Source organism: Candidatus Enterococcus murrayae, from assembly GCF_017315985.1.
Taxonomy (GTDB): Bacteria; Bacillota; Bacilli; order Lactobacillales; family Enterococcaceae; genus Enterococcus_A; species Enterococcus_A murrayae.
The window spans coordinates 103,925-127,463 of the sequence record NZ_JAFLVR010000030.1 but is presented as its reverse complement, the minus strand read 5'-3'; the positions used below and the strand labels follow the sequence as shown (position 1 = coordinate 127,463).

The window sequence follows — 23,539 nt, the reverse complement described above, 5'->3', positions numbered from 1 at the left end:
TTGTTCAAATAATTTTTTAGTACACTTTTCAATATCACTATTCTTATTTTTTTCTAATCTGCTTTTAAGTACCCCATCCACCCGTAAAAATGGATGGCTTTTTAGCACCCCTAGAAGAGGTCATCACTCACGTACTCCTCATTAGTTATTTCTTTGACATTCATGTATGAATGCCTCCTTTCAAATTCGTTAAATGAAGTAGATTTCCGTCTTATCTTCTTTACAAGAAGGTAATGGGAATGGCTCCTCTCCTCAGTTTCGCTAACCGCTTGCTTCTCCTGTAGATTCCCTTACTCCGAAAGATTCTTAAGTACTGATCCAAGTTCTTCACACCGACCATGATCTTCTTCCAATGTCCGAAGGCTCTGCTTCTCTTTGGCTGTTTTCGCAGGTTCTTTGACGGAGACGCAGAATTCACTTCATGTTACAACCGGATAAGTTGCTCCCCGATTTCTCGGTACTTTGCCATTTCACCAAGGGATTTCGTCAATAACTGCCTGATAGCTTCTGAGCGCCTTGGCGCCTACACAGACTGGACTCTCACTAGTTAGCAATTAACAACTTGCTGGGCACGCGGCATAGAAAAACTCCTTTCGATAAAATGAGCGGTTGGTACCCACTTACTAGTCTATCGAAAGGAGTTTTTATCACTAAAGCTATCTCGTCCGCGCGTAGAAACGCGCATTTTTTGTTTCGTGTGCTCCACGAGCGAAATTGAATAAAGTCATTAATGAAAAGTGCCCCAAAAATTGATTTCATCAACTTTTGGATACCTTAAATTTTATATGTCTTTAATGTTGAAAAAAAGACCTGCCGCAGCAGGTCTCCTTTAATCTTCTTTTTCTTTGTCAATCTTTTTGTTGATTTTACCAGCGACATCGTCTGCTGTTTCCTTGGCTTTGTCTTTTGCCTTACCGAAGCCTTGTTGGACTTTTCCCTTTAGCTCAGTTGATTCGTCATCTGTCAATTTTCCCTTTGTTTCATTCACTTTACCTTTTAATTCATCGCTGTTTGCCATTATGACCCCTCCTAATTTATTCGTGTCGAACTGGCGTCCTGTTTAATTGTTTCTAAAAATAGTGTACCACCAGAAAAAATAGAAGGCTAAAAATCTGCTTACTTATTCAAAAGGCGCTCCGCCTGCTGGATTTCCTGTTTTAGTGTCTTGATTCGTTCTTCTTTTAACTCACTAGAAAATTCTAACTGCTCCAACCGCTCCAGCTCGATTTTTGCTGCAGCTAGTTCAGCCTTCGCTTCATAGAGAACGCTTTCATTTAATTCCATTGTATTTCTCCTCTCAAGCATCACGCACCAACCACCAATTAATTCTATGCTACACTGCTTTTGAGGTGAAGTAAATGCGAAATACATGGCTGCAAGAACAATTAGCAACGATCTCAGATGAAAAGTATCAATTTGTTATTGATGAAGCGATCAAATACATCGAACAATTGGAAGACGATAATGAGAGTCTGCAGGTCGCTCTAGAAGGCAACATCTGGAGTCCAAAAAAGTGGAATGAAAAAGCAGAGAAGTAAGCCGCGAATCATCGGCTGCTTCTCTGCTTTTGGTTTAAATCCGTCTTATTGAAGAAAGCGAAGGATTTCTCTTTGCGCTTCCTTTGCGGCATGTTCGCAGTAATTGGCGGAAGAAGGAGCTAAAAATCCGTGAGCTGCGTTAACTATAAGTTCGTTGCCCTAGGAAAAAAGCCGAAAAGCCTCTCTCCCTGAGAAGCTCTTCGGCTGCTGCTTGCTAAAGGCTGTAATGAATAACTTGCTCATATTTTTTGAACAGCTCTTGATTCAGCTGATCACCGCCGTCAAGATTTGCTGAATAGAAAATCGGCGGATACTCAATCCCACGTTCCATTAATTTGCGTGTGACCTCTACAATGATCGTATTTAATATTGCTGCACCGATAACAGTGGAGCTGGGGCCCACCTGTTGTTCGAGCCCTTCGATAGAACAACAGGCATCGCCAATATCTCCATGATTGTCTAAAACGATATTCGCTAATTCAAAAAGACGTTTTCCTGAAGAATGTCGACTAGTTACCTGTTTTGAATAATCTACATTGGTCAACGCGACAATCTTCACCCCTTTTTCTTTAGCAGCCAAAGCTAGGTCGATGGTTACAGGATTTCTGCCAGAGACAGAATGAAGGATCAATACGTCATCGTTCTTAAAAGGAACAGTCGAAGCAAGTGTCGTTCCGTAGCCTTCCAGTCGTTCCATTTTACTAGTAACAGTAATCGGCGACTGATCCAGCATCAGCTCTCGGCCAAAAATAGCGTTGATGGTCATCATTCCGCCAGCACGATAATACAACTCTTCGGCTAGAATCCCGGCATGACTTGCCCCAAAAATATAGATTCCATTGCCATTTAAATTAGCCTCGGTCAGTAATTCAATCGTTTGATTGATCGAATCAGCTTCCTTTATTTCTACTTCCTTTAACATTTCCTGAATGCGCTCAAAATATTGAAACATTTAAAACCCTCCAAACAAACTGCCGATTAGTTTTCCAATCATTCCCCACAAGGAAAGATCATTTCCGCCAAAAATCAATAGCCAATTTTGAATGGTCGTACTAAACACGACTGCTGAAGCTCCTACTAACAGAACCATCGCTATAGACGCAGTGACTGTCCCAATAATAGCTCCGCGAAGTCCGCCTTGACCTTCACCAATTACAGCCGCACCGCCACATTCAAAGAAGCTGGTGATAACTAATGGTACGATCAAAATGCCGAATAAATCAAAGCTATTTACAATAATGACTAAGATCGTCGAAGTAACCATTGCTACGATAAACCCAATAATTACTGCATTTGGTCGATAATTAAAAAGAATTGGCACGTCAAAGGCTGGTTTTGCCCCTGGTACAACTTTCTCAGCAATTCCTTGAAAGGCTGGAATGATTTGGTTGATCAATAAACGGACCCCGTAAAGCATGATCAGTAATCCAGCACCGAAGTTTAATCCTGCTTCAAGAGCAAACATCACCAAATTGCCGCCTTCTGGAATCAAGACTGGCGCAATGATCCCTACTACCAGGTTCATTAAAAACATCACCAATCCGCCAGTAATAGAAATTTCTCTGAAGAATGACAGGCTTTCCGGCACATTCAAATCTTCCGTTGATTTTTCCTTATTCCCAACTCTTTTAGCAACGAAGCCTGAAATCAAAGACAAAATTCCTGTAGGGTGCCCAATCAAAAACGAGTCATCCCCTGTCGCATCCCAAACATATTTACGCATGATCCATGGCATAACTGACCAATAGATGGCCGACAGCACAGCACTAATAACAATAAGCAGCGTACCTCTTAAGCCAGCCTCAACGCCTCCAGCTACTAACACAAAAGGGAACCACCACAGCATATGTCCAGTCAGAAAAATCGTTTTGATCGGTGTAAAGCGAGCGATCAACAAATGCAGGATCAGTCCCAAAAACATCGCCAAACCAACGGTTCCTCCATATTCAGCAGTAAACGTAACATCAGATAATCCCTCTGCCACCTTCACCCCTAGCTGAGTTTGCACAGCCACGTTGATCGGTGCAATCGTCCCAACCAGCATATTGACACCCGCAGTTAAAATGACCATTCCAAAAGCCGCAGTCATAGAGCCTTTAATAATTTCAGAAATTGATTTTCGTTGAACAAGCAATCCAATCATCGCAATTAATCCTAGTAAAACTGGCGGATTTTTTAGAATATGATCTGTGATAAAATTCATTGCCTTACCCCTCTCTTTCGCTTAAATAATTTTCCATTTGTGACCGTACTTCAGCGACATCCATATATTTTTTGATCGGATAAACCGGTGACTTGACCGACGACTTCAATTCAGACAACAGTTCATTGCTGGTAAAATAGACATCCGCCGGAGTGGCTTTTGCGGTCGAAAGATCCGTATTTTCTACCGTTGCCTTCAGACCCATCTCCTTCACGACTTTATCAATCGACATCTTCAACACCATTGAGCTGCCTACACCAAATCCACATACTGCTAAAATTTTCATTTTTTGTTTCCTCCTTCATTAAATAGTTCAACAATCTCTGACTTGTTTCCCTCTAAAATTATTTGATAATTTTTAGTATCCATAAAAATCGTCATGATGCTTTGCAAGCTTTCCAAATGGCTCTGACTATCTTTAGCCGCCAGAACTAAAAAGATCTTTACCGGTTTATCCAGCATATCGACAGGCTCCTTCACGACCAGCAGACTCATACTTTGTTGGTTTACCCCTTCTCCAGGTCGCGCGTGCAGTAATGCAAAATAATCAGCTATCACCATATAGGGGCCATGCTCCTGTACACTATCAATCATTGATTGAATATACTTTTGAGTAATAAACTCTCGTTGCAGCAAAGGCTCTCCTGCTTGCTTGACCGCTTGTTGCCAATCATCAATGGCTTCGACGACCTGAATTTGATCACTTGGCAATACTGTATCTACTAAACTCATTTTTTAACCTCCATCATTTTTGATATGAACCAATTTTTATCCTCAATTCCCTGCATGACTAATTCCATCACAGGTTCAACTTTTCGAACATCCTCCTCCTTAATCATTAATAAGACGATGATGTCGACTTTTTGGTTGCCCCAGTTGATCGGCTTATCTAGGATCAAGATTGATATTGTCGTTTTTTCAACAAATTCTGGTGAGCCATGAGGAATCGCAAATCCGTTGTCCAAATAAGTTGATTGCAAACCTTCTCGTTCCCAAACCGATTGCTTGAACTTATCCTGCAAATCCTTATCAGAAAAACTCTGTTGATCGATCAAAAAATTGAGCGCTGCTTTTTTGCTCGAAAAATTTTGAAATATAATATTGCGCGCAATAAACTCTTTCGTCTCACTTGCCACCTCCAACTTCGGCAGAGTATTCTGCTCGCGGGCAATGATCAAATCAATGTACTGATTCATAATGCACTTCATGTCTTTGACCGTCACCATCGGGCTGATTCGAACCACTGGCTTTTCAGCAGCTGCAATCTCTACCGTTGAAATAATGAAATCAACATCTGAAAGATCCATTCCCTCCAGCTTTGAAGTGGAGACTGTTTCGATACTATTCACATCTGGTAAAATTCGACGGATCTTTGCCGATACAAAGGAACTAGTTCCGATCCCGTTAGGACAAACAAAGAGAATCTTGTGCATTTTTTTGATCCGCTCCAAGGCGGCTTGAAAATGAATACTTACGAACCCAACCTCATCATCAGATAAAGCAATTTGGTACGGCTTACAAAAATCAGCTAGGCCAAACCAAACGACTCCATAAAGTGCCGGATAGGTTTGCTTGATTTCATCAATCAGCGGATTAACGACAGAAGACTGGGCCTCTAATCGCAGGATCAACTGATACAGGTGGACGACCAAATCCTCCTCCAAACGGCTATCCTGTGTTAAATCCATCTGCAAGCCTTCACTAATTTTTTGAATCAGGAATCGAACCTTCCCCCGAAAAGTGAAGGGAATCGCATCCTCCTTCATGAAAAAGCGCAACCCGCTGCCGACAATCAAATAGGTCAGATACTGAATCTCTTCTTGGGAAAAGCTGTAGATATTTTGTTCCTCCAGCTCATTCAAAAGTCCATAAACTAACGGATACTTATCAAACTCTAAAAAGAACTGTCCGTATTGATTGGTCCCCTCTAAATGAATGTGATGATCCTCCTTGGCCCGCTGAATGATCAATACGATCGACACAATAATATTTTGAATATAGCTTTCAGGTATCTCGATTTGTTTCTCATTCAATGCGTGATAGAGCCCTTTTGAAACCTTTTCCATCAACTCTTCTTCTATAAAAAGCTCTGTGGACTGGCCATTATTGAGCAGATTGAGAACGATTCGTTTTAAAATTTTTTGTATCTGAACTTCTGAACCTTTGAAAAACGTACCTGAATTATCAAACGTTAACGCCAAATCCTCTTTAGAAAATAAGTCCTTGATATAAGAAATATCATTGGCGATACTGCTTCGCGAGACATAATAATCTTCTGAAAGCTGTTGATAACTAAGATGCTCTTGCTCAAGCAGTCGTTTGACGATCCAAAACTTCCGCTGTTTACTATCTACATAATCATTATTCATTATCATCCTCACCTTCATCCTTAATGTATCACGCACCGAATTTTACAAGTAGACCAAAAAAATGCAGTAAAAATAAAAAAAACGCTGAACACTTGCTTTTTCTTTAATAGCTATTATTCGGTGTATTCTAAAATATAACACGCATAGCCAATATACCGACAAACAAAAAAGACCCTCTACAAGAGGATCTTTCATCTACGCACTGAACGGCCCACAGCAATCGTTCGGTACCATCTATGATTTCTTTCTTTGAGGTTACCGAAGTTGAGGTGCAGGCAGCTTTTGGTTTAAATCCGTCTTATTGGAGAAAGCGAAGGATTTCTTTTTGCGCTTCCTTTGCGGCATGTTCGCAGTAATTGGCGGAAGAAGGATTTAAAAATCCATGAGCTGCGTCAAATTCTCGGATGAAGACAGTTGGCTTATTGGCCAATTTTGAAGCTAGCTGCCTTACTGAAAAGCCAGCTTCTTGGGAAAAAAGCAGCAAGGTTTTGCATTTGGGCATTAGTTGAACATGATCTCTGATACGAGAGCCGTAACAAGCAATCACACCGGTACAATTAATATTATCACTGCACAGCCAAGCCAATGTTCCCCCAACACTATAGCCGATAACAAAGACTGCCTCATGAATCCTAGACAGCCGATCAACAGCGTTGGAAATATTGGACTGCATCTCTGAATGATCCTGCGAATAAAAATAATTATACGCGGCTTCCGCTTCCTGATACGAAAAAGCCGGACGTTTCAGTAGATTGGGACAATAAACGTGAAAGCCTAACGCTTCAAAATAATGAATCTGATCATTGATGAAATCATTTACCCCGTAAATTTCATGGAGTATCAAGATTGCTTTACTAATTGCTGCCACCCCCATTTTACTCATTAATTTACTCGAAAAAAGACCCTCTAGCAAGAGGATCTTTCATCTAAGTACTGAATGGACCGCAGCAATCGCTCGGCCCCATCTATGATTTTTTCTTTGGGGGCTCCTAAGTTGAAGCGCAGGTAGCTTTTCCCTTCCACCCCATACGTCTCCCCCTTCATGATTGCGACTTTTTCTTGTTTGACCAAAATCGTCTGTAATTCCTCCATCGAATAGGGTAAATTCTTGATGTTGATCCAGGCAAGATAGGTTGCCTCAGGGATTGTGAAATGCAGGCGCGGATCAGCCTTCAGCATCGTATGCAATGCAGCAAAGTTCTCATCGATGGTTTTGTTCAGCTCTTCGACCCATTGTTTTTGATTGTTATAGCAATCCATCGTCGCAAGCAACGCAGGGTAAGGAATCGAGGATAAGCCATCTCGTCCTTTTAGAATGCTTAAGAATTTTTCTCGCAGCGTCTCTTCTGGAAACAGCGCATAGGAACCGCCAAGTCCTGGTGAATTGAAGGTTTTCGATGCCGATGACAGCAACACCACGGGCGTCTTGATTTGATCTATAAATTTCAAGATTGGTAGATGCTGCTTACCAGGACGACGAACATCCATGTGAATTTCGTCGCTGATGATTGCCACTTGGTATTTATTGCATAAGGAGATCAATCGTATAAGTTCATTCTCCGTAAACACTCGACCCGTTGGATTATGAGGATTGCATAATAAGAAAATCGCTGGCTTTTCAGCAGCAAAAACCTTTTCCAAAGCCGTGAAATCAATTGTGAACTGCTCCTCTTGGTTCGTCAACGAAAAAGCGATCAGGCATCGTTCGTTCCCACCAATACAGTTGAAAAATGCGTCATAACACGGCGTGAAGCTCACGATTTTATCCTTTCTTTGGCTCAACAGCTGGATACAGACCGATAGACTGTAAATCACACTGGGTGAATAAACACACCACTCTGGAGCAATTCCGCAGGCGAACTCCTGTTGAAACCAGCGGCTGATACTTTGCTTATAATCCAAATGGTTCCAACGAGTATATCCAAAGAAGCCGCGAGCAACCGCCTTGTCCAGCACAGCGATCGTCCCATCAGGAATCATAAAATCGGTATCGGAAATGGAAAACGGCAGCAGCTCTTCTTCACCAAAGCGATCCTGCACGTAATCCCATTGGGTCGAATAGGTGCCATAGCGGGAACGCTGCTCTTTAAAATTGCTCAAGATCGATTCCTCCTTCATCAAATGAATGAATGACTTTAGATAATAGCTGGATGGTTGCCTCCACATCCGAAATCTCCACAATCGAATTCCAAGAATGGCAATAGCGAACAGGCACACAGAAAACTAATGTGGGCTTACCAGCGAACAATTGGACAGAACCTGCATCCGTGCCGCCGCCACCCAGCAGATCATACTGCCACGGGATGTGATTTTTTTCAGCGATCCTTTTGCAATAGTCTAGTAATTGAATATTGCCTAAGGCCGTTTTATCTGATAAGACTAGCCCTGGTCCCGCGCCTTGAATTCGATTAGGGTATTCAGCCGCTTTGGGTGTGTCCTTCCCATTCGCCACATCGATCACGATATTGATATCTGCATTGACCTGCGCCGCCGCAACTTTTGATCCCCGAGTGCCTGCCTCTTCCTGAACAGTCCCAACACCAATGACCTCAATATTTTTTGTTTCAACGTGATTTTTTACCTGTGCGATCACAGTGCAGGCCACTCGATTATCTAAGGCCTTTCCCATGATTTTTTTCTGATTAAAGCTTTTTTTTGCCTGCGTATTAGGCAAAATCATGTCGCCGATCTGCAAGCCGGCTGCTTCTAATTCCGCTTTTGAACGAACACCAAAATCGATATACATCTCACTGATTGGGACAATTTCAGTCATTTTATGACTAGTTTTGGGCAGTGTCCCCACGATTCCTTCTAAAACAGCGCCATTTTTTCGACAAGTCGCCCTGACCTGCTGCCCTAAAACCACATGTCCCCACCAGCTGCCAACCGGGTAAAAGTAAACAAACCCCTCCTCTGTCATGCGCTGAACGAAAAAGCCCACCTCATCCATATGAGCATACAAGGCGATTTTCTTCTTTTTCGTTCCTAAATCACCAAAATATAAGTTGCCAAAGGTATCCTTCGTTGCTGCTTCCTGAATCATTTCCTGCAATGCCTGCTGCACCTGCGCTTCTTGCCCCGGCAGAGCATCTAGATTTGAAAGCTTCAGCAATAGTTCATCAGTTGCTGCCAAATTCCATCCACTCCTTAGTGTATTGAGTTAAAATTTCTGCCTGACCTGCTTCATTTACCCAGACATCATCTTCGATTCGAATCCCAAAACCAGCCTCCGGCAAATACACTCCCGGCTCAACAGTAAAGGTCATATTTTTCTCGATGATCACGCCCTCTTGTGGTGCTAAGGCAGGATATTCGTGACACGAAAGCCCGATCCCATGACCAAGATTATGACTAAAATATTGGGCAAGCCCCTGTTGCGCCAAAGCCCCACGTGCAGTTTGATCGATCTCACCTAAGGTTCTGCCCACCGCAACGGCTTTGATGGCTTTTTTTTGAGCTGCTAAAACATTTTGGTAGGTTTCTTTGATTGCTCCAGCGACCTCGCCAAAAGCAAAGGTCCGAGTGATATCTGAGTAGTATCCCTGATAGATGGCTCCAAAATCGATCATGATCAATTCATCGGCTTGGATTTCTTTCTGACTGGCATGAGCATGAGGTAGAGCGGTTCGAGCACCAGAAGCCACAATCGTTTCGAAGGCGGGACCTGCACTGCCTACTTTTTTACTGCGATAATCGATTTCATTCGCTAGCTCTATTTCAGTCATACCAGTGCGAATCAGTGGCAAGATTTCCTCCAATGTTTGATCAGCGATCTTAGCGGCTTGCTTGATTCCCTGTATTTCCTCTGGCGTTTTGATCATTCGCAGACCTTCGACCATATTTTTTGTTGCTACCAACTGACCGTTGACTTCTTCCATCAACAATTGAAAGCCGCTAAAGCTCTGATAAGAAATCGTCCCTGCTTCAAATCCCAGTGCTAACCCTTTTACAAAAGGCCGTAATGCTTCATTTATACTTCCCCCCACAGGAAGCTCACATATTTCGATATTTTTGGTTTGCTGCTGAGCCTGTTGGGTATATCGACCATCAACGAATAGACGCAGCTCTTGTTCTGTGACCAGCAGCAGGCCATTCGATCCGGTAAAGCCGCATAGATAGCGGCGATTGATTTTATCTGTGACCAAAAGTCCTGATAACTGTTCTTCAGCGAGTTTTTTTCGTAATTCAGCTATTTTCATTGGTTGCGCTCCTTAAAGCAAAAAGGACAGTCCAAGCTGTCCTTTTTGGCTAGAAATCAATATCTGTTAAATATTGTTCGTCGTCATCTGAAATGACAGAGTTGGCTTTTTCAGCTTCTAATAATGCTTCCCGTTCTAATTCTTGTTTTTCCAATACTTTGAAGAATGGCAAGTACAGCCCAAAGGACATCGCGACCTGGATCACCTGAATAATAATTGCGCGCCAGTCAAATCCCGTCAGGAAGCCTTCCATAAATACTGGGACATAAGGCGGATCAAAAATCGGGAAATTCAATAGTCCTAACTTCATGCAGATCATTGGGAACATCCCAACCAAAGCGCCGCCGAAGATGAATGGAATCATCAAAACGGGATTCAGGATGATTGGCACACCAAAGAGTACCGGTTCGTTAATCCCAAATAATGATGGCAGCAAGGCAACTGCCCCAACCTTTTTATAGCGGAGCGATTTGCTGATCAGCATCGCTAAAACTAACCCGATCGTGACACCCGAGCCGGAGAAGTTGGCAAAGGCAGATAATGTTCCGTTAGTAATCACGTGCTGCAAAGGTTCGCCTGCTTCATGGGCAGCGATATTTTCTGACAGATACTGCACCGCGATTGGTGACAGGATCGGAGACAGTACCGCTGAATGAATCCCGAAGAACCAGAAGACCAAGCGTAAAACTAATACAAAATAGATGATCCACAAAGAATCAAGACTGCCAATAGCCGGTGCCAAAATATCCATAATTACCTGCGGCAGTAAAACTCCGCCGGATAGACTATCCGTTACTGCGCGAATGACGATGAACAAAACACCGATGGCTGCCGTTGGTGTAATCAATTCAAAGGAGCTGGAAACGAAATCCGGCACCCCTTCAGGCATTTTGATAACCAGCTTGTGTTTCGTAAAGAACTGATACAGTTTTACCGAAATAATCGCTACAAAAATTGCCGTAAACAAGCCTTTTGAATCAAGATAAGACGCCACAATATTGCCATTGTCATCAACATCCATCGCCACGATTAGAAAAGCAATGGCAGACAGCATCATGGACCCGACAGTATAAAGCTTATAATGCTCACTCAAGAAGTAAGAGATCGCAAGAACCGCGTATAAACCAACTAAACCTAATGAAACCTTAGAAATAATACCAAAAATATACCCATAATTCTCAAACCAATTCGCTACTGCCTGAGTCTTGATAAACTCAGGGATCGAAGGAAAGATCGCCGCGATCGAACCTAACAACAGTACCGGGGTCATGACGACCATCCCTTTTTTGATAGCCGTTAAATAAGGATTACTGTCGACTTTATTCGCAATTGGAACTAAGGTCTTGCGAATAAAGGCTTCCACTTTTTCAAAGGCACCCTGTTTCTTTGGATTTTCCATTTTTTTCGCTCCTAACTATTGAGTTTTCTGTGCTTGATTTTTACGATAGGCAACTAATGCTTGCTTCATCACCGTCGCACCATCCATCGAGCCATAAATATCTGAAGTCAATAAAACGGTCGGTTTAGCGACTTTATCTGCTTCACCTTTGATAAAATCATACTTGTGGCTCAGCTGCGGACCAACTAAAATCACATCATAATCATTGATGTAGCGCTCTAATTTATCGACACCGATGGCCTCCATGGGATAATCCTTTTCATCCAAGCTCTTTGATTCTTTGACAATTTTCTTCATTGACTCCATCATCATCGTTGTTGAGAAGCCGCCAGCACAAACTAGCAATGTTTTCATGGTTTTTCCCCCTAAAAAATTTATATTATTGCAAAGCCTTCGCTTCGCTTTGTTCCTTTAACATACCGATCATTTCTTCAATCAAATCACGAGCCAGAATACTGGTCATCAAGTGATCCTGTGCATGAACCATTAATAGGCTTGTTTCAGATTTCTCACCGTTGATCTCGCCAGTAATCAATTTGGTTTGCACATCATGGGCGTCGATGCTTTTTTCTTTGGCCTCCTGCATCTTAGCCTCAGCCTCGGCAAACTTCCCTTTGCGGGCCAATCGTAGGGCTTCAAAGGCGGAACCGCGTGAATCTCCTGCCGCGGAAATAATTTTGAAAATGTCCATTTCTTGTTCGTTCATTGTTTTATCCTTCTTTCATTAAGCTTTTCATATAAGACATAAAGTCTTGGAAATTGGTAATTTTTACTAGTTGATTGTCCAGTGTTGGATCATCCATCATTTTGATCATCAAACGACTGATTTCTTTATGCAGATTCAAATGGTCTTTCTTAATGTTGATCAAAAAGATGACCCTTACCTGTTTTTCACGATAGCTCAACGGCTTCTTCAATAAAATCACATCGATGACTTCCTTGACTGCTGCCTGCTCCATCGGATGGGGCCCTGCGATTCCCTGTTGATAGATCGTATCGATCATCTTTTCTCGTTCTAAGACACTTTGCTTAAACCCGGCCTCGACCAAACCATCGGTCTCTAAGCGATCACTCTCCGCTTCTAAAAGATACAGATAATCTTCTGCTTGCGTATTGATTTGGAACCAGCTTGGGTCAAATAAGCTGAGAACGAACTGCTGCACATCGACAGTCTTATTTTGCGATTCTCGCAAAAGATTCAAATCCTTTTCGATTTTCGTCAGCTCGGCAGGATTCAAGATCGGCTTCGTGTAAATAATCGGAATGTCAAACTGCTCCTGCTGAAGCGGCACCGTCGAAATAACCAGATCAAAAACCGAATCAATCTGATCGATTTCATTTAAGGCAAAGGTCGCGACTTCGGCGTTGCTGAACAACCGCTCTAGATTGACCTTTAATAGGTAGGAAGCCCCGCCGCCAGTCGAACAGATGACCGCGATTTTCTGATAGTCATCGATTACTTGATTGGACTGCTTTTCCAGACTTGCCGCAAAATAAATAGCGACATAGCCAATCTCATCCTTGCTGATATCCGCATCCAAATCCTTGTTCAACTCATTGATAAAGCCCATTGCTACATTAAATACATTGGCGTATTGGGTATAGATATCGTCAATGATGGGATTTTCCAACTGATGCCCTGTATAGAGCCGCTGCAGCAGTGGAGCTACATGCATCAACAAGGCGTTGGCCAGATCCTGATCTTCACGAAACTGGGTATGATAACGCCGATCGACATGCTCTAAAGCCTTTTCGATCGCCTGCTTTAATTGCTGGTTGCTGGCGGCATCGTCTAACACTGCAAATTTTCCCCGCAGCTGTTCCTCCAAATAATTCTTTTCGGCATGAGAAAAATCAATATGATACGCAGCTTCAACATAAGCCACTAATTCTTCGGTTAAACGATCATAGCTATCGCTGATTTTCAGCTCCTCGAATTCTTCATTATTCAAGGTATTGTTCTGCATGATGCGAAAACTCAACAAGCGAATATGCTGAACAATGTTTTCAAAGACAATATCACTGATTTTTAACTGATTCTTTTGAAGCTGCTCCTGCAAGAAACGTCGCAGGTCCGCTTCATCAAAGACAAAATTGAACTCCTTGTAGCGTTCTGTCAGCACCGGTGTATGAATCGTGTTGCGGATCAAGTATAAAATCGCCCGCCGTTTTTTACTTTCAGTTCCGATAATTTTCAACCCGTAATGGGCTTTACTGAAAAGCGTAAGCTCATAATTCTCGCAAAACTGCTCCACCTGCTTGATATCTGCTTTGACTGTCGATAGACTGACGTCCAGCCACTCTGCAATTTGCTGCATTGTGATGTACTCCTCATGAAACAGCAGCAGCAGCTCGATATTTTTGATTCGTTCCTGTGGGCTGGCACTGTCTATCTGTTCCTTGTGCTTTGTCTGCGACAAGTAATTGCCAAACCGCGGCTCATCGAGGATCTTCAGCTGATAGCCCTCCGAACGTATTCGTTCAACAGTAAACCCTTCTGCTGGACCAATTTCCTTCAGCCATTTCATATCATTTGCGAGTGTTCGCTCCGAGATTTGAAACTCAGCGGCCAATGCCTTGGGAGCAATCGCTTGCTTCTTTGCATATAAATACTCAACAATTTTTTCTTGTCTCATAATGACCTCCCGCTTACAACTAAACTATACAATGTAAGCCCTTTACTTAAAATGACAACTTTTTCAAATTAAAAATGCAAAAATGACCTCAATCAAAGGTGCTTCACTATTAAAGCATAGGCTGCCCTTATTCGGAAGTCATTGGTGAAAGGCAAAAAAAATAAGCCCTTCTCATCCCAGCATCTCTAAAAGTTCGCTAACGGAGCCAAACGTTTGAAGACACTGGAGGTTGAAGGACTTTTTATCTAATTTTCTAGCATTTGATATAGGAATATCCCTGCTCTTGCAAATTGACTAAACCAATCACACCTGACTCGATGATTTCGACCTGCTCGTGCATCTGCTTTGAACGAACATGGAAATTACGCATGGAATGGTGGCACGCCTGATAGGTAATATGGGGATATTCTTTCATGAATTTGATTACTCGCGGCAACAGATAGCCTTGGATTGCCTCGCCGTTCATCAATAGTACGATTTCAGCTTTTGGCTCTGACAATAATATATGCTCAATATCATGACGGGCCTCTCGAATCATTCCTAACTCATCGACATGAAAAACAACTTTCATCTAAATCGCCTCCTACTTTAAAAAATGCTTTTTTTTGAACAGAATAAAATTATTCCTACTACTTTAAGAGTAGCTGAAAGCGCTAAAAAATACAAAAGAATTCCATCCATTTAATCGTCAATTTCCGCTTTTTCTTCGAATCGATTCAAAATAAGGCAACTATTTCAAAAAAAATAGCTCTTTTTTAAATAAAAGACTTTCTTTTTACTGATGAATCCATTATTTTGGTAGTAGCATGCAAAAAAATTTAGCGGAGGACGCATTATGTCTTATCAAGAAATGCTTTTCACCTTCTTAGGTGGATTAGGAATTTTCCTTTTCGGGATCAAATATTTAGGTGACGGCCTGCAAAAAGCCGCCGGAAACCGCTTAAGAGAAATTTTGAATCGTTTCACGTCAACACCTTTTCGCGCTGTTTTAGCCGGAATTATTGTAACCGGTCTGATCCAAAGCAGCTCTGGCACGACTGTTCTAGCAGTTGGTCTAGTCAGCGCCGGCTTCATGACGCTGAAGCAAGCCATTGGGGTCATCATGGGAGCGAACGTGGGGACGACTGTCACCGCTTTCATCATTGGGTTCAATTTAAGTGAATATGCACTGCCCATTATCGGCGCGGGAGCAATTTTATTATTCTTTTCAAAACGAACGTCTCTACAATCAATCGGCCAGATTCTTTTCGGGTTTGGCGCACTTTTTTATGGATTAAAACTAATGGGAACCGCTATGGACCCGCTAAAAGATCTGCCGCAGTTCAATCAATTAATGCTTAGTGTCGCGGATCACCCTGTTTTAGGTGTTGGTATCGGGACCCTGCTCACGATGGTCTTGCAAAGCTCTAGTGCGACCATTGGGATTTTACAGCAGCTTTATATGCAGGGCAGTGTGACACTGACTGCTGCTTTACCTATTCTTTTCGGTGATAATATCGGTACAACGATCACTGCGATCATCGCCTGCTTAGGTGCAAGTGTCGCAGCTAAGCGGACAGCCGCTTCTCACGTGATCTTCAACTTAGTTGGGGCAATCATTTTTACTATCCTGCTTGCGCCATTTACGAAGCTGGTCATGTTTTTCGCCAGTTCGCTGGGGCTGAATCCGGCAATGCAGATCGCCTTTGCCCACGGACTTTTTAATATTTCGAATCTAGCCATCCAATTCTGGTTTATTCCGCAAATTGAGATGCTCGTGAAAAGAATCGTCCCAGGCAGCGAGAAGAATCTGAATATCCGCTCAGTAACCCTGAGTGAACCGATCATCCACACCTCTTCTGTCATGGCGATCGAACAAGCGAAAGGCGAAGTCATCCAGATGGGAAATTATGTATTGTCTTCGGTAAAGGCCGCACGAAAATACTATAATGATACCAAAGAAGAATGGCGCGATGATGTTTTGCAATATGAGGACGCCATCAATCAGTGTGACATTGAACTAACTGAATATCTCGTGAAGATCTCAGCGACTGAACTGACTCCCTTAGAAAGTCAGGAACAAGCCATGCTGCTGGAATTCACGAAAGACTTTGAGCGTATGGGCGACCACTCCATGAACATCATTCGTTATGTGGAAGAATCCATTGCCCTAGAAGAGAAGCAACGAGCGAAGGATAAACGAAACAAGACGAAAACAACGAATAATCGTCAAACCTTCCTGCTCCATGATGAGGATCTTGAACGACTTTTCGATAAAGTATTAAAAAATATTCGTGATGCGATGCAGGTTCTAGAAAATGATGACGTTGAGCTGGCTCAAAAAATGCTGGATCGCGAAGAAGAAATCAATCAATTGGTTGAATTGCTGCGTAAAAAATACATCAAACTGATGACGAAAGGCGAAGGCCGTGCAGCAGACGGCGTTCTGTTGATCGATATCAGTTCGAACCTTGAACGCTCTAGTGACCGTACGCTTCATATCGCGAAGTATTTCTTGGGGAACAAATACAACTTCAAATACGATACGTCGAACTTCCATTACCAAGACCCGGCAGGCTCTGCCGAAGCTGCTCTTGATAATGCTAGTGAAGCCTTAGACTAAACGTTTAGGCGGAGTGGAGCAATCCACTCCGTTTTTTTGCATTGATTCCCCTTCTATTCATGAGCTCTTCTACCTTTCACGATTGTAAGCTTGCACAGCTTTTCGTAAGTATTCTCCCCTTTAATTCCTTGGTATGATGAATTTATCAAAGAAAGGGAGTTGAAAAAATGGATACTATTACAATTACTTTGTTGGGTTGGGGACTTTATTTACTAATTACTTATTTTGAAAAACGCGGAGCACGAGGAAAAGCGATTATTGCGACCTTGCTTGTCAGTCTGGTAATCATTTTATCAAATGTCTTTGGTAATTTTGCCAGCGCTTCTCAGTTGGGACTGCCAAAACTATTACTGACAGTTGGAGCCAGTGTAATGATTCTTTCCTTTTTTCTTTTTCTACCTGCCTTTTTTAAAGCAAAAAAATAAGTTAGGGAAAAGATCCATTTCTGGGTCTTTTCCCTAACTTTTTCTTATTCCTCCACTGATACCGGCACAACCTCAAATTTTGTGACATCCACCAATCCAATATCAGTGATTTTCAAATTAGGAATGACCGCTAAAGACATAAAGCCTAGGGTCATGATTGGATCGACCTGCTCTGAAACACCTAATTTCTGATGAGCCAAACGATTGATCTCCGCTTCTTGAGTCGCGACCTCTTCTCCCGTAAGATCACTCATCAATCCCGCGATTGGCAAAGCCATGCTTCCGATGACCTCTCCTGCTTCAACTAATACCACACCGCCCTCTTGTTCCTTTAAGGCTTGGACAGCTGCCGCCATGTCTTCGTCATTTGTTCCAGTGACGATCAGGTTATGAGAATCATGAGCGATCGATAAACCGATCGCGCCTTTTTTCAAGCCATAGTCCTTCAATAATCCGACAAACACATTGCCTGTATTGTGATGACGCTCAATCACCGCGATTTTGGTCACATCCTGCTGCGGATCAAAAATGAAGTTTCCTTGCTCATCTCTTTGAACTGACACGATTGCTTCGTTCGTCAAGGCCTCCTGCGGGACCACTTCAACCGCACGTGCTTTTTGACTGATCAGGTTAAGCACTAATTGCTCTTTATGGAACTTGTCGATGTGCACGCTTGATTGCACTTTTTCCGTTGAAACACGTTTGATTGCTGGAAGATAGTTTCCCTTTTCGGCCATCAATTTCCCTGCGATATACGTCGCTTCGATCTCTATCTGTGATAGATCAGAGAAAATCACCAAATCCGCTCTCAGGCCAGGAGCAACAGCTCCGCGATCCTTCAACTGACAGCACTGAGCCGCATTGATGGTCGCCATTTGGATCGCTTGAATGGGTGAGACTCCTTCTTCGATACAAATACGAATACTATTATCCAAATGTCCTTTTTCCAAGATCGTTTTGGCCTGCAAATCATCCGCCGATAACACACAGCGCTGATAGTTCTTCGCCGTCACGCCCTTCAACAGAGTCCGCAAGTTTTGAGTGACCGAGCCTTCTCGTAAAAAGACGTACATGCCGCGAGCGATCCGATCCTTCAATTCCTGGACGGTCGAGCATTCATGATCGTTGGCGATCCCTGCCGCCGCATAAGCATTCAATGCCTCATTGAAGACCATTGGCGAGTGTCCATCGATCCGCAGGTTGCGTTCTTTTGCGGCCAGCAACTTGTCCAACACCGCGTCCTCAGCGTGGATCACACCAGGAAAATTCATGAATTCAGCCAGTCCATCGACCTGCTTCTTCTCGAAGGCTGGAAGCATATCCGCAGCTTCCACGACTGCCCCGGCGTTTTCCATGTTAGTTGCCGGCACACAAGAAGGCATCATATAACGGATATCTAACGCTGTTTCTTTTGCGGCCTCTGCCATATAGTCCAAACCGGGCAGACCCAGGACATTGACGATCTCATGAGGATCAGCCAACACAGTCGTCGTTCCGTGTGGCACCAGCAGCCGGCCAAACTCTTCTGGTGTTACATAAGAAGACTCCACGTGGATATGAGGATCGATAAATCCCGGCGCTACAAATTTCCCCTTCAAATCAATCGTTTCTTTTCCTTGATATTCTCCGCTGATGCCGGCAATCGTTCCATCCACGATAGCTAGATCGCCATGGATCGTTTCCCCCTGATATACATCGATCACATTGGCATTCTTTAACACTAAATCAGCCGGAACACGTCCCGCTGCTGCATCAATTAATCGTTTTAATGTTGCTTTGTCCACTTCCCTCGCCCCTTTTTAAATATTTTTTCTATTATAGCAGGGTTTATCGCTTGATTCACTAGCATTCAGTGGATTATTTGAAATAATGCTCACATAAAAAGAGGATTTTTTGTCAGAAAGTAAAAAGCGGTAAAAAATTAGGGCTGAGAAGGTGTATTCTCCCAGCCCTAATCCTATTCATTTTTAATAGTGTAAATCAATTGTTCTGGGTCAATAATCTGCTTGATTCTAAATGGTTTCCCCTTATTTTCTACCGTTTGCGCATTCGATGTTGCAACTGCTTGAGTCAAAAATACTTCAGGTGTTATCGCAGGATTTACCTGATAAGCTAATGCATACAGTCCCGCAAGATAGGGCACGGTCCAACTGATACCGCCACTTGTATCATATTGATAGTTGTCCCTGCCATAGACACCCGCATAGGTTCGGCCATCCATCGGCAGAAAAAGACATTCTTGATAGCTCGCAGCCTCTTCTTTGATCCAAGAACCGACTGAGTATGACCCCAGCTCATCAGGATCAGCCATCATTTTTCTTCCCAACCCTGCCAATCCAATTCCATATTCTTTATCTAACGACGCAGTAACGACTAAAACCTGTTGTTCTTTAGCTTTTTTTAGAGCCCTTTGAAATAAATCGTAACCATCATCCTTTTTATTGAAGCCTCGAGAAATAGAAATGACACGGATTTTTTCCTTTTCCGGCAATGTCTGATTCAACTCAAGAAAACGTTCAATTGCTTGTGCATAGTATTTATAAGTAAACCCCTTTGACGACATATTCCCAGCAGAATCATTATTTGCTTTATTCAGCATCATCGCGCCTAGGTTATTAGAAAGTCCCGCAGCAATGTAATACAAGTGTGCTTCTGGGGCAACACCCGTCGTTTTTCCTAATGCTAAGGAGGCAACCGCGGCTCCGTGCATTTCGGGTGTTTTTGATAAAAGATGGATTTCTTCGTAGTGCTTCAAGCGATCGGCATATTGTTCATGCTCGGTGAACAAGGTATGATCAATGATCCCAATCGAGACACCTTTGCCTGTGATGCCGGCTTGATGAAGATCACGAACATGCAGACCAGGATTTTTTCCAAATGCTAAACACGCTTCTGAATCAAAACCGGCTGGTAATTTTTTGGGCCATTTCGTAGCGGAATCAAAAATGGCATAATCCAGCTTCTCTTGCTGATGAGTCAGATCGAGCTTCGATAAATCCTTTGAACGCAGGTCTAGCTGAGGAAAACTGGAAAAATTTGTATTCGGTTGGGCTATTTTTTTCATCTTTACGACTTTTTTTGTATCCGCAGTTGTCTTTCTAGCGATGCCAACCTCTGTTCCTTTTGTACGGCTATCGATCGGTTGAATCCAAAGAATATAGATGGCGACGATCACGAATAACGCTGCTAAACCGGCTAGAACAATCAAACTGATTTTTTTCATTCTTTTCATTTTTTTCCCTCCTGTTCAATTTTTTTATTACTGGTCATTAATCCTCTGTTTTAAACTCTGCCGAGGCTTTCTTGACGTTTTCAAGTGAAGCCCCTTCCGCACGGCACGGCAATCAATTGGCGGACTTTATAGTACGAGAATACTGCCGCCAAAAAAAAGCCAACAGGGACGGTCATAAAAATGCAAACGACTGTTTTGAACTTCTCCCACATAATGTTTCCTCCTACTCTTTTTCCTACAATCATTTTAGGAAAACCTCCTCAATCTACCATCAAGGATTTATCAAGAAACCATCAAGTTTAATTTGAGATACAAAAAAATAGCTCCTCCGATAATCAGAGGAAACTACTTTCTAGGAAAGATTATTCGAATTGTGAAATCCGTGTCGCTCACTTCCGCGGCAACCTTGATACTTAATTTTTTACTCAATAATTCCACGATGGCTAAGCCTAACCCATGACCATTTCTAGTATTGCTGCCGACATAAAAACGCTGAAAAATTCGTTCTGGGTCAATCTGTGCATCATTTTCGTACTTATTTGTAAATGATAGAACGGTCTGGTCCTGCTGTGTTAGCTGGATTCGCAGTTGGTCTTTCCCATGCTGCAGCGCATTCGCAATCACATTTTGAAGGATCCGCGTCAGCAATTTCTCATCTGAAATGATCAGGCACTCTTCTTGAATTTCCAGTTCCGGCTCAATTGCTCGCTGCTCAAAGGTCGCTGCTTCCTTCAGCACTTCATTGATTAAAAGCCGACTCAAATTGATTTGCTGCAGTTCAGGCTCTACTGTTTTTGATTCATAATAGGATAGTTCGAAGAAGGCTTGGGTTAATGATTTCATAGCAAGAGATTTATCTAATAGGATTTGGATAGATTCCTGCTGCTCTAATGAGAGGTTCTCTCTTTCTAAAAGCTGCAAATAACCGATCATCGCTGTCAGTGGTGTCCGCAAATCATGGGAAATCTCAGAGATTGTCTCCTTCAACTCCTGTTCACGTTTCACTGTATCGATTCGCTCCATGCGCTGCTCCATAATCTGCTGATTGATGGTTTCCGTTAATTGATCGATCATCGGATTGAATAGATTGATTTCAACCAATTGATTGCTTTCTGAATCAATCTCTTTAATCCGTTGATTCAGTTTGCTGATCTCACGCTGTGTCAGCAAGATGAAAAAGAGGAGGATGAAAAGAAGGAGCAATACAATTATCAGCAACAATTTCATTTCCTCGCCTCTTTCACTATTTATCGTAAATCTTGTCGTTCAAAAAGGAACACTGACGCGCCAATTGAGACGAGCCAGAGGATGAGCGCCGACAGCAGCGCCTTCCCCAATTGGTTAGCAGACAAATGAACCTGTGCAACAACAGTCATTTGCTGCAATGGGAAATACTTATAAATATCGCCAAGTTGAGTCATTCTATCTGCAAACCAACCGCCCAACTCGATCACTACTAACGTAAATAACGCGCCCATAATCAATGTTTTCGGAATGTCTCTGCAAACAAAAGAGATCAGGATAAAAATACTCACCACCGACACATTCAAAACAGTTACAAGTACAACCACCCGCAGGATATAAAGCAGATCATCCACATGAAACGGACCACCCCAACCATTGACGATTGAAACAACCACTGTAGTTAAAAGTGGTGTAAGCAACAATAGAAAAGCTGAAAAGCTGCTATAAACGATTGTTTTCGCAAAAACAATACTCCGGCGGCTGTGCCCGTTGGCAACCTGCTGATGAAGGGTCCGATTAGTGAAATCCGAACCTAAGAAAAACCCTGCTAAAATGACTGGTCCGAAAATTGTTAAGCTAACGGAAAAGCTGTTGGCAAAGGTCGCTTGTCCACTTTGCAAAAATGAGCCTGGCAGAATATCACCAGTCAGCACCTTGTCGAGAACCGTGTAAGAAAAAAAAACAGCCAATAAAATCAGCAGCGGAACGGACCAAAGCTTGAACAATCTGCGGTATTCAACATTAACTAAATTAATCATCACTGATCCCCCCTGACTCTCTGCACAAAGTAATCTTCTAAACTTTCTTCGGCAATCGTCAGCGAATGGATCTCAATATTATGAGCAACTAAACACGTCAGCACACGATTCAAATCATCGACGTAATCATAGAGCTTGATAGAATGATCCGGCATAACTCGATAATTGGTGGTCGCTAAATATTTCTCGATCATCACCACTGCCGATGAAGGGTCATTCACTTTCATTGCGATATGGCGTCGGCAGCGTTCGTGGAGTTCTTTTTGACTGATTGCTTCAATGATTTTCCCTTCATTAATAATGATGTAATCAGTCACTAGCTGATGAAGCTCTTCTAAAATATGACTGCTGATCAGCATCGTTACCTTTTTTTCACGATTGATTCGTAACAGCATTTCTCTGAGCTCAACGATACTCACTGGATCTAAGCCGTTGTTTGGCTCATCCAAGATCAGGATATCTGGTTCGCTGACTAAGGCCTGGGCGATCCCTAAACGCTGCTTCATCCCAAATGAAAAATTCTTAGCCTTCTTTTTACCGGTATCAGCCAGTCCCACCGCCTCTAATGACCGATCGATCAATTCTTTGTTGGGCAGTCCCCGTGAAAGACGCACCATATTGATATTCTCATAGGCGCTCATCTCCGGATAGATCGCTGGTGCCTCGATCATACTGCCGATTCGTTTGCGACTCTGGCACAAACCTTTTTCACTTGATTGATTAAATAGCATGACCTTTCCCGAATCACTCTTGATCAGAGCCATCAAGATATTCATCAAGGTCGTTTTTCCAGCACCGTTCAAGCCAATGAAGCCATAGATTTTGCCACCCTCAAGTGCGATAGAGACATCCTTTAGGACCTTCACCCCGCCAAAACTTTTGGTGATTCTGGTTGTTTTTAAGACAATTTCTGACATAAGCTGTCTATCCTTT

At 42.7% G+C, this 23,539-nt stretch carries 24 protein-coding genes; 3 read left to right on the top strand and 21 right to left on the bottom strand.

What is annotated here, in order from left to right; translation table 11 throughout:
• Nucleotides 1-829: 829 nt before the first annotated feature.
• Nucleotides 830-1,018: a CsbD family protein gene (locus tag JZO85_RS13480; protein WP_207109066.1), complete on the bottom strand. Its 189-nt coding sequence runs from the start codon at nucleotides 1,016-1,018 to the stop codon at nucleotides 830-832.
• Between the two features lie 98 nt (nucleotides 1,019-1,116).
• Nucleotides 1,117-1,284 (bottom strand): hypothetical protein, encoded by a 168-nt coding sequence (locus JZO85_RS13475; RefSeq protein ID WP_207109065.1) that lies wholly within the window; start codon nucleotides 1,282-1,284, stop codon nucleotides 1,117-1,119.
• Between the two features lie 74 nt (nucleotides 1,285-1,358).
• Here JZO85_RS13475 and JZO85_RS13470 point away from each other — a divergent pair, with 74 nt between their 5' ends.
• Nucleotides 1,359-1,538: a basic helix-loop-helix domain-containing protein gene (locus tag JZO85_RS13470; RefSeq protein ID WP_207109064.1), complete on the top strand. Its 180-nt coding sequence runs from the start codon at nucleotides 1,359-1,361 to the stop codon at nucleotides 1,536-1,538.
• Nucleotides 1,539-1,752: 214 nt separating this feature from the next.
• Here the strand turns inward: JZO85_RS13470 and JZO85_RS13465 are convergent, their stop codons facing one another.
• The 14 genes from JZO85_RS13465 to JZO85_RS13400 all read right to left on the bottom strand — a co-directional run bounded on the left by JZO85_RS13465 (nucleotide 1,753) and on the right by JZO85_RS13400 (nucleotide 14,915).
• Nucleotides 1,753-2,490 (bottom strand): sugar isomerase domain-containing protein, encoded by a 738-nt coding sequence (locus JZO85_RS13465; protein WP_207109063.1) that lies wholly within the window; start codon nucleotides 2,488-2,490, stop codon nucleotides 1,753-1,755.
• Complete coding sequence (gene ulaA / locus JZO85_RS13460) at nucleotides 2,491-3,741, bottom strand: PTS ascorbate transporter subunit IIC (protein WP_207109062.1); 1,251 nt, start codon at nucleotides 3,739-3,741, stop codon at nucleotides 2,491-2,493.
• A 4-nt stretch (nucleotides 3,742-3,745) separates the two neighbouring features.
• Nucleotides 3,746-4,027, bottom strand: coding sequence for a PTS sugar transporter subunit IIB (locus JZO85_RS13455; protein WP_207109061.1), 282 nt, complete (start codon nucleotides 4,025-4,027; stop codon nucleotides 3,746-3,748).
• Nucleotides 4,024-4,473, bottom strand: coding sequence for a PTS sugar transporter subunit IIA (locus tag JZO85_RS13450; protein ID WP_207109060.1), 450 nt, complete (start codon nucleotides 4,471-4,473; stop codon nucleotides 4,024-4,026). The genes JZO85_RS13455 and JZO85_RS13450 overlap by 4 nt, the downstream gene beginning before the upstream one ends.
• The gene (locus tag JZO85_RS13445) at nucleotides 4,470-6,110 is read right to left on the bottom strand and encodes a BglG family transcription antiterminator (RefSeq protein WP_207109059.1); all 1,641 of its coding nucleotides are present in this window, start codon (nucleotides 6,108-6,110) and stop codon (nucleotides 4,470-4,472) included. The genes JZO85_RS13450 and JZO85_RS13445 overlap by 4 nt, the downstream gene beginning before the upstream one ends.
• Nucleotides 6,111-6,408: 298 nt before the next feature.
• Nucleotides 6,409-6,993: a dienelactone hydrolase family protein gene (locus tag JZO85_RS13440; protein ID WP_242550362.1), complete on the bottom strand. Its 585-nt coding sequence runs from the start codon at nucleotides 6,991-6,993 to the stop codon at nucleotides 6,409-6,411.
• 23 nt (nucleotides 6,994-7,016) lie between these two features.
• Complete coding sequence (locus tag JZO85_RS13435; protein WP_207109058.1) at nucleotides 7,017-8,210, bottom strand: MalY/PatB family protein; 1,194 nt, start codon at nucleotides 8,208-8,210, stop codon at nucleotides 7,017-7,019.
• The gene (locus JZO85_RS13430) at nucleotides 8,197-9,243 is read right to left on the bottom strand and encodes a M42 family metallopeptidase (protein ID WP_207109057.1); all 1,047 of its coding nucleotides are present in this window, start codon (nucleotides 9,241-9,243) and stop codon (nucleotides 8,197-8,199) included. The genes JZO85_RS13435 and JZO85_RS13430 overlap by 14 nt, the downstream gene beginning before the upstream one ends.
• Nucleotides 9,230-10,309, bottom strand: coding sequence for a M24 family metallopeptidase (locus JZO85_RS13425; protein WP_207109056.1), 1,080 nt, complete (start codon nucleotides 10,307-10,309; stop codon nucleotides 9,230-9,232). The genes JZO85_RS13430 and JZO85_RS13425 overlap by 14 nt, the downstream gene beginning before the upstream one ends.
• Nucleotides 10,310-10,358: 49 nt before the next feature.
• Nucleotides 10,359-11,708 carry a PTS sugar transporter subunit IIC gene (locus JZO85_RS13420; RefSeq protein WP_207109055.1) on the bottom strand — a complete coding sequence of 450 codons (1,350 nt, stop codon included), beginning with the start codon at nucleotides 11,706-11,708 and terminating at the stop codon, nucleotides 10,359-10,361.
• A gap of 15 nt (nucleotides 11,709-11,723) precedes the next feature.
• Nucleotides 11,724-12,062, bottom strand: a complete 339-nt coding sequence (locus JZO85_RS13415; RefSeq protein ID WP_207109054.1) for a PTS sugar transporter subunit IIB — start codon at nucleotides 12,060-12,062, stop codon at nucleotides 11,724-11,726.
• 25 nt (nucleotides 12,063-12,087) lie between these two features.
• Entirely contained in the window at nucleotides 12,088-12,414 is a 327-nt protein-coding gene (locus JZO85_RS13410) for a PTS lactose/cellobiose transporter subunit IIA (protein WP_207109053.1), read from the bottom strand.
• Nucleotides 12,415-12,418: 4 nt separating this feature from the next.
• Nucleotides 12,419-14,344, bottom strand: a complete 1,926-nt coding sequence (locus JZO85_RS13405) for a BglG family transcription antiterminator (protein WP_207109052.1) — start codon at nucleotides 14,342-14,344, stop codon at nucleotides 12,419-12,421.
• 253 nt (nucleotides 14,345-14,597) lie between these two features.
• Complete coding sequence (locus JZO85_RS13400) at nucleotides 14,598-14,915, bottom strand: DsrE family protein (protein ID WP_207109051.1); 318 nt, start codon at nucleotides 14,913-14,915, stop codon at nucleotides 14,598-14,600.
• A 264-nt stretch (nucleotides 14,916-15,179) separates the two neighbouring features.
• Here JZO85_RS13400 and JZO85_RS13395 point away from each other — a divergent pair, with 264 nt between their 5' ends.
• Together JZO85_RS13395 and JZO85_RS13390 are read left to right on the top strand one after the other, a co-directional pair.
• On the top strand, nucleotides 15,180-16,946 hold the full coding sequence (locus JZO85_RS13395; protein ID WP_207109050.1) for a Na/Pi cotransporter family protein: 1,767 nt from the start codon (nucleotides 15,180-15,182) through the stop codon (nucleotides 16,944-16,946).
• 167 nt (nucleotides 16,947-17,113) lie between these two features.
• A complete protein-coding gene (locus JZO85_RS13390; protein WP_207109049.1) occupies nucleotides 17,114-17,371 on the top strand; it encodes a hypothetical protein in 258 nt (85 codons plus the stop codon).
• A gap of 44 nt (nucleotides 17,372-17,415) precedes the next feature.
• On the opposite strand, the gene ade is transcribed toward JZO85_RS13390, so the two are convergent.
• The 5 genes from ade to JZO85_RS13365 all read right to left on the bottom strand — a co-directional run bounded on the left by ade (nucleotide 17,416) and on the right by JZO85_RS13365 (nucleotide 23,523).
• On the bottom strand, nucleotides 17,416-19,155 hold the full coding sequence (gene ade / locus JZO85_RS13385; protein WP_207109048.1) for an adenine deaminase: 1,740 nt from the start codon (nucleotides 19,153-19,155) through the stop codon (nucleotides 17,416-17,418).
• 173 nt (nucleotides 19,156-19,328) lie between these two features.
• Entirely contained in the window at nucleotides 19,329-20,603 is a 1,275-nt protein-coding gene (locus tag JZO85_RS13380; protein WP_207109047.1) for a S8 family serine peptidase, read from the bottom strand.
• A 345-nt stretch (nucleotides 20,604-20,948) separates the two neighbouring features.
• Nucleotides 20,949-21,830 carry a sensor histidine kinase gene (locus JZO85_RS13375; RefSeq protein ID WP_207109046.1) on the bottom strand — a complete coding sequence of 294 codons (882 nt, stop codon included), beginning with the start codon at nucleotides 21,828-21,830 and terminating at the stop codon, nucleotides 20,949-20,951.
• 20 nt (nucleotides 21,831-21,850) lie between these two features.
• Nucleotides 21,851-22,606 carry an ABC transporter permease subunit gene (locus JZO85_RS13370; RefSeq protein WP_207109045.1) on the bottom strand — a complete coding sequence of 252 codons (756 nt, stop codon included), beginning with the start codon at nucleotides 22,604-22,606 and terminating at the stop codon, nucleotides 21,851-21,853.
• A complete protein-coding gene (locus JZO85_RS13365) occupies nucleotides 22,606-23,523 on the bottom strand; it encodes an ABC transporter ATP-binding protein (RefSeq protein ID WP_207109044.1) in 918 nt (305 codons plus the stop codon). Before JZO85_RS13365 ends, JZO85_RS13370 begins: the two co-directional genes overlap by 1 nt.
• Nucleotides 23,524-23,539: the final 16 nt, after the last annotated feature.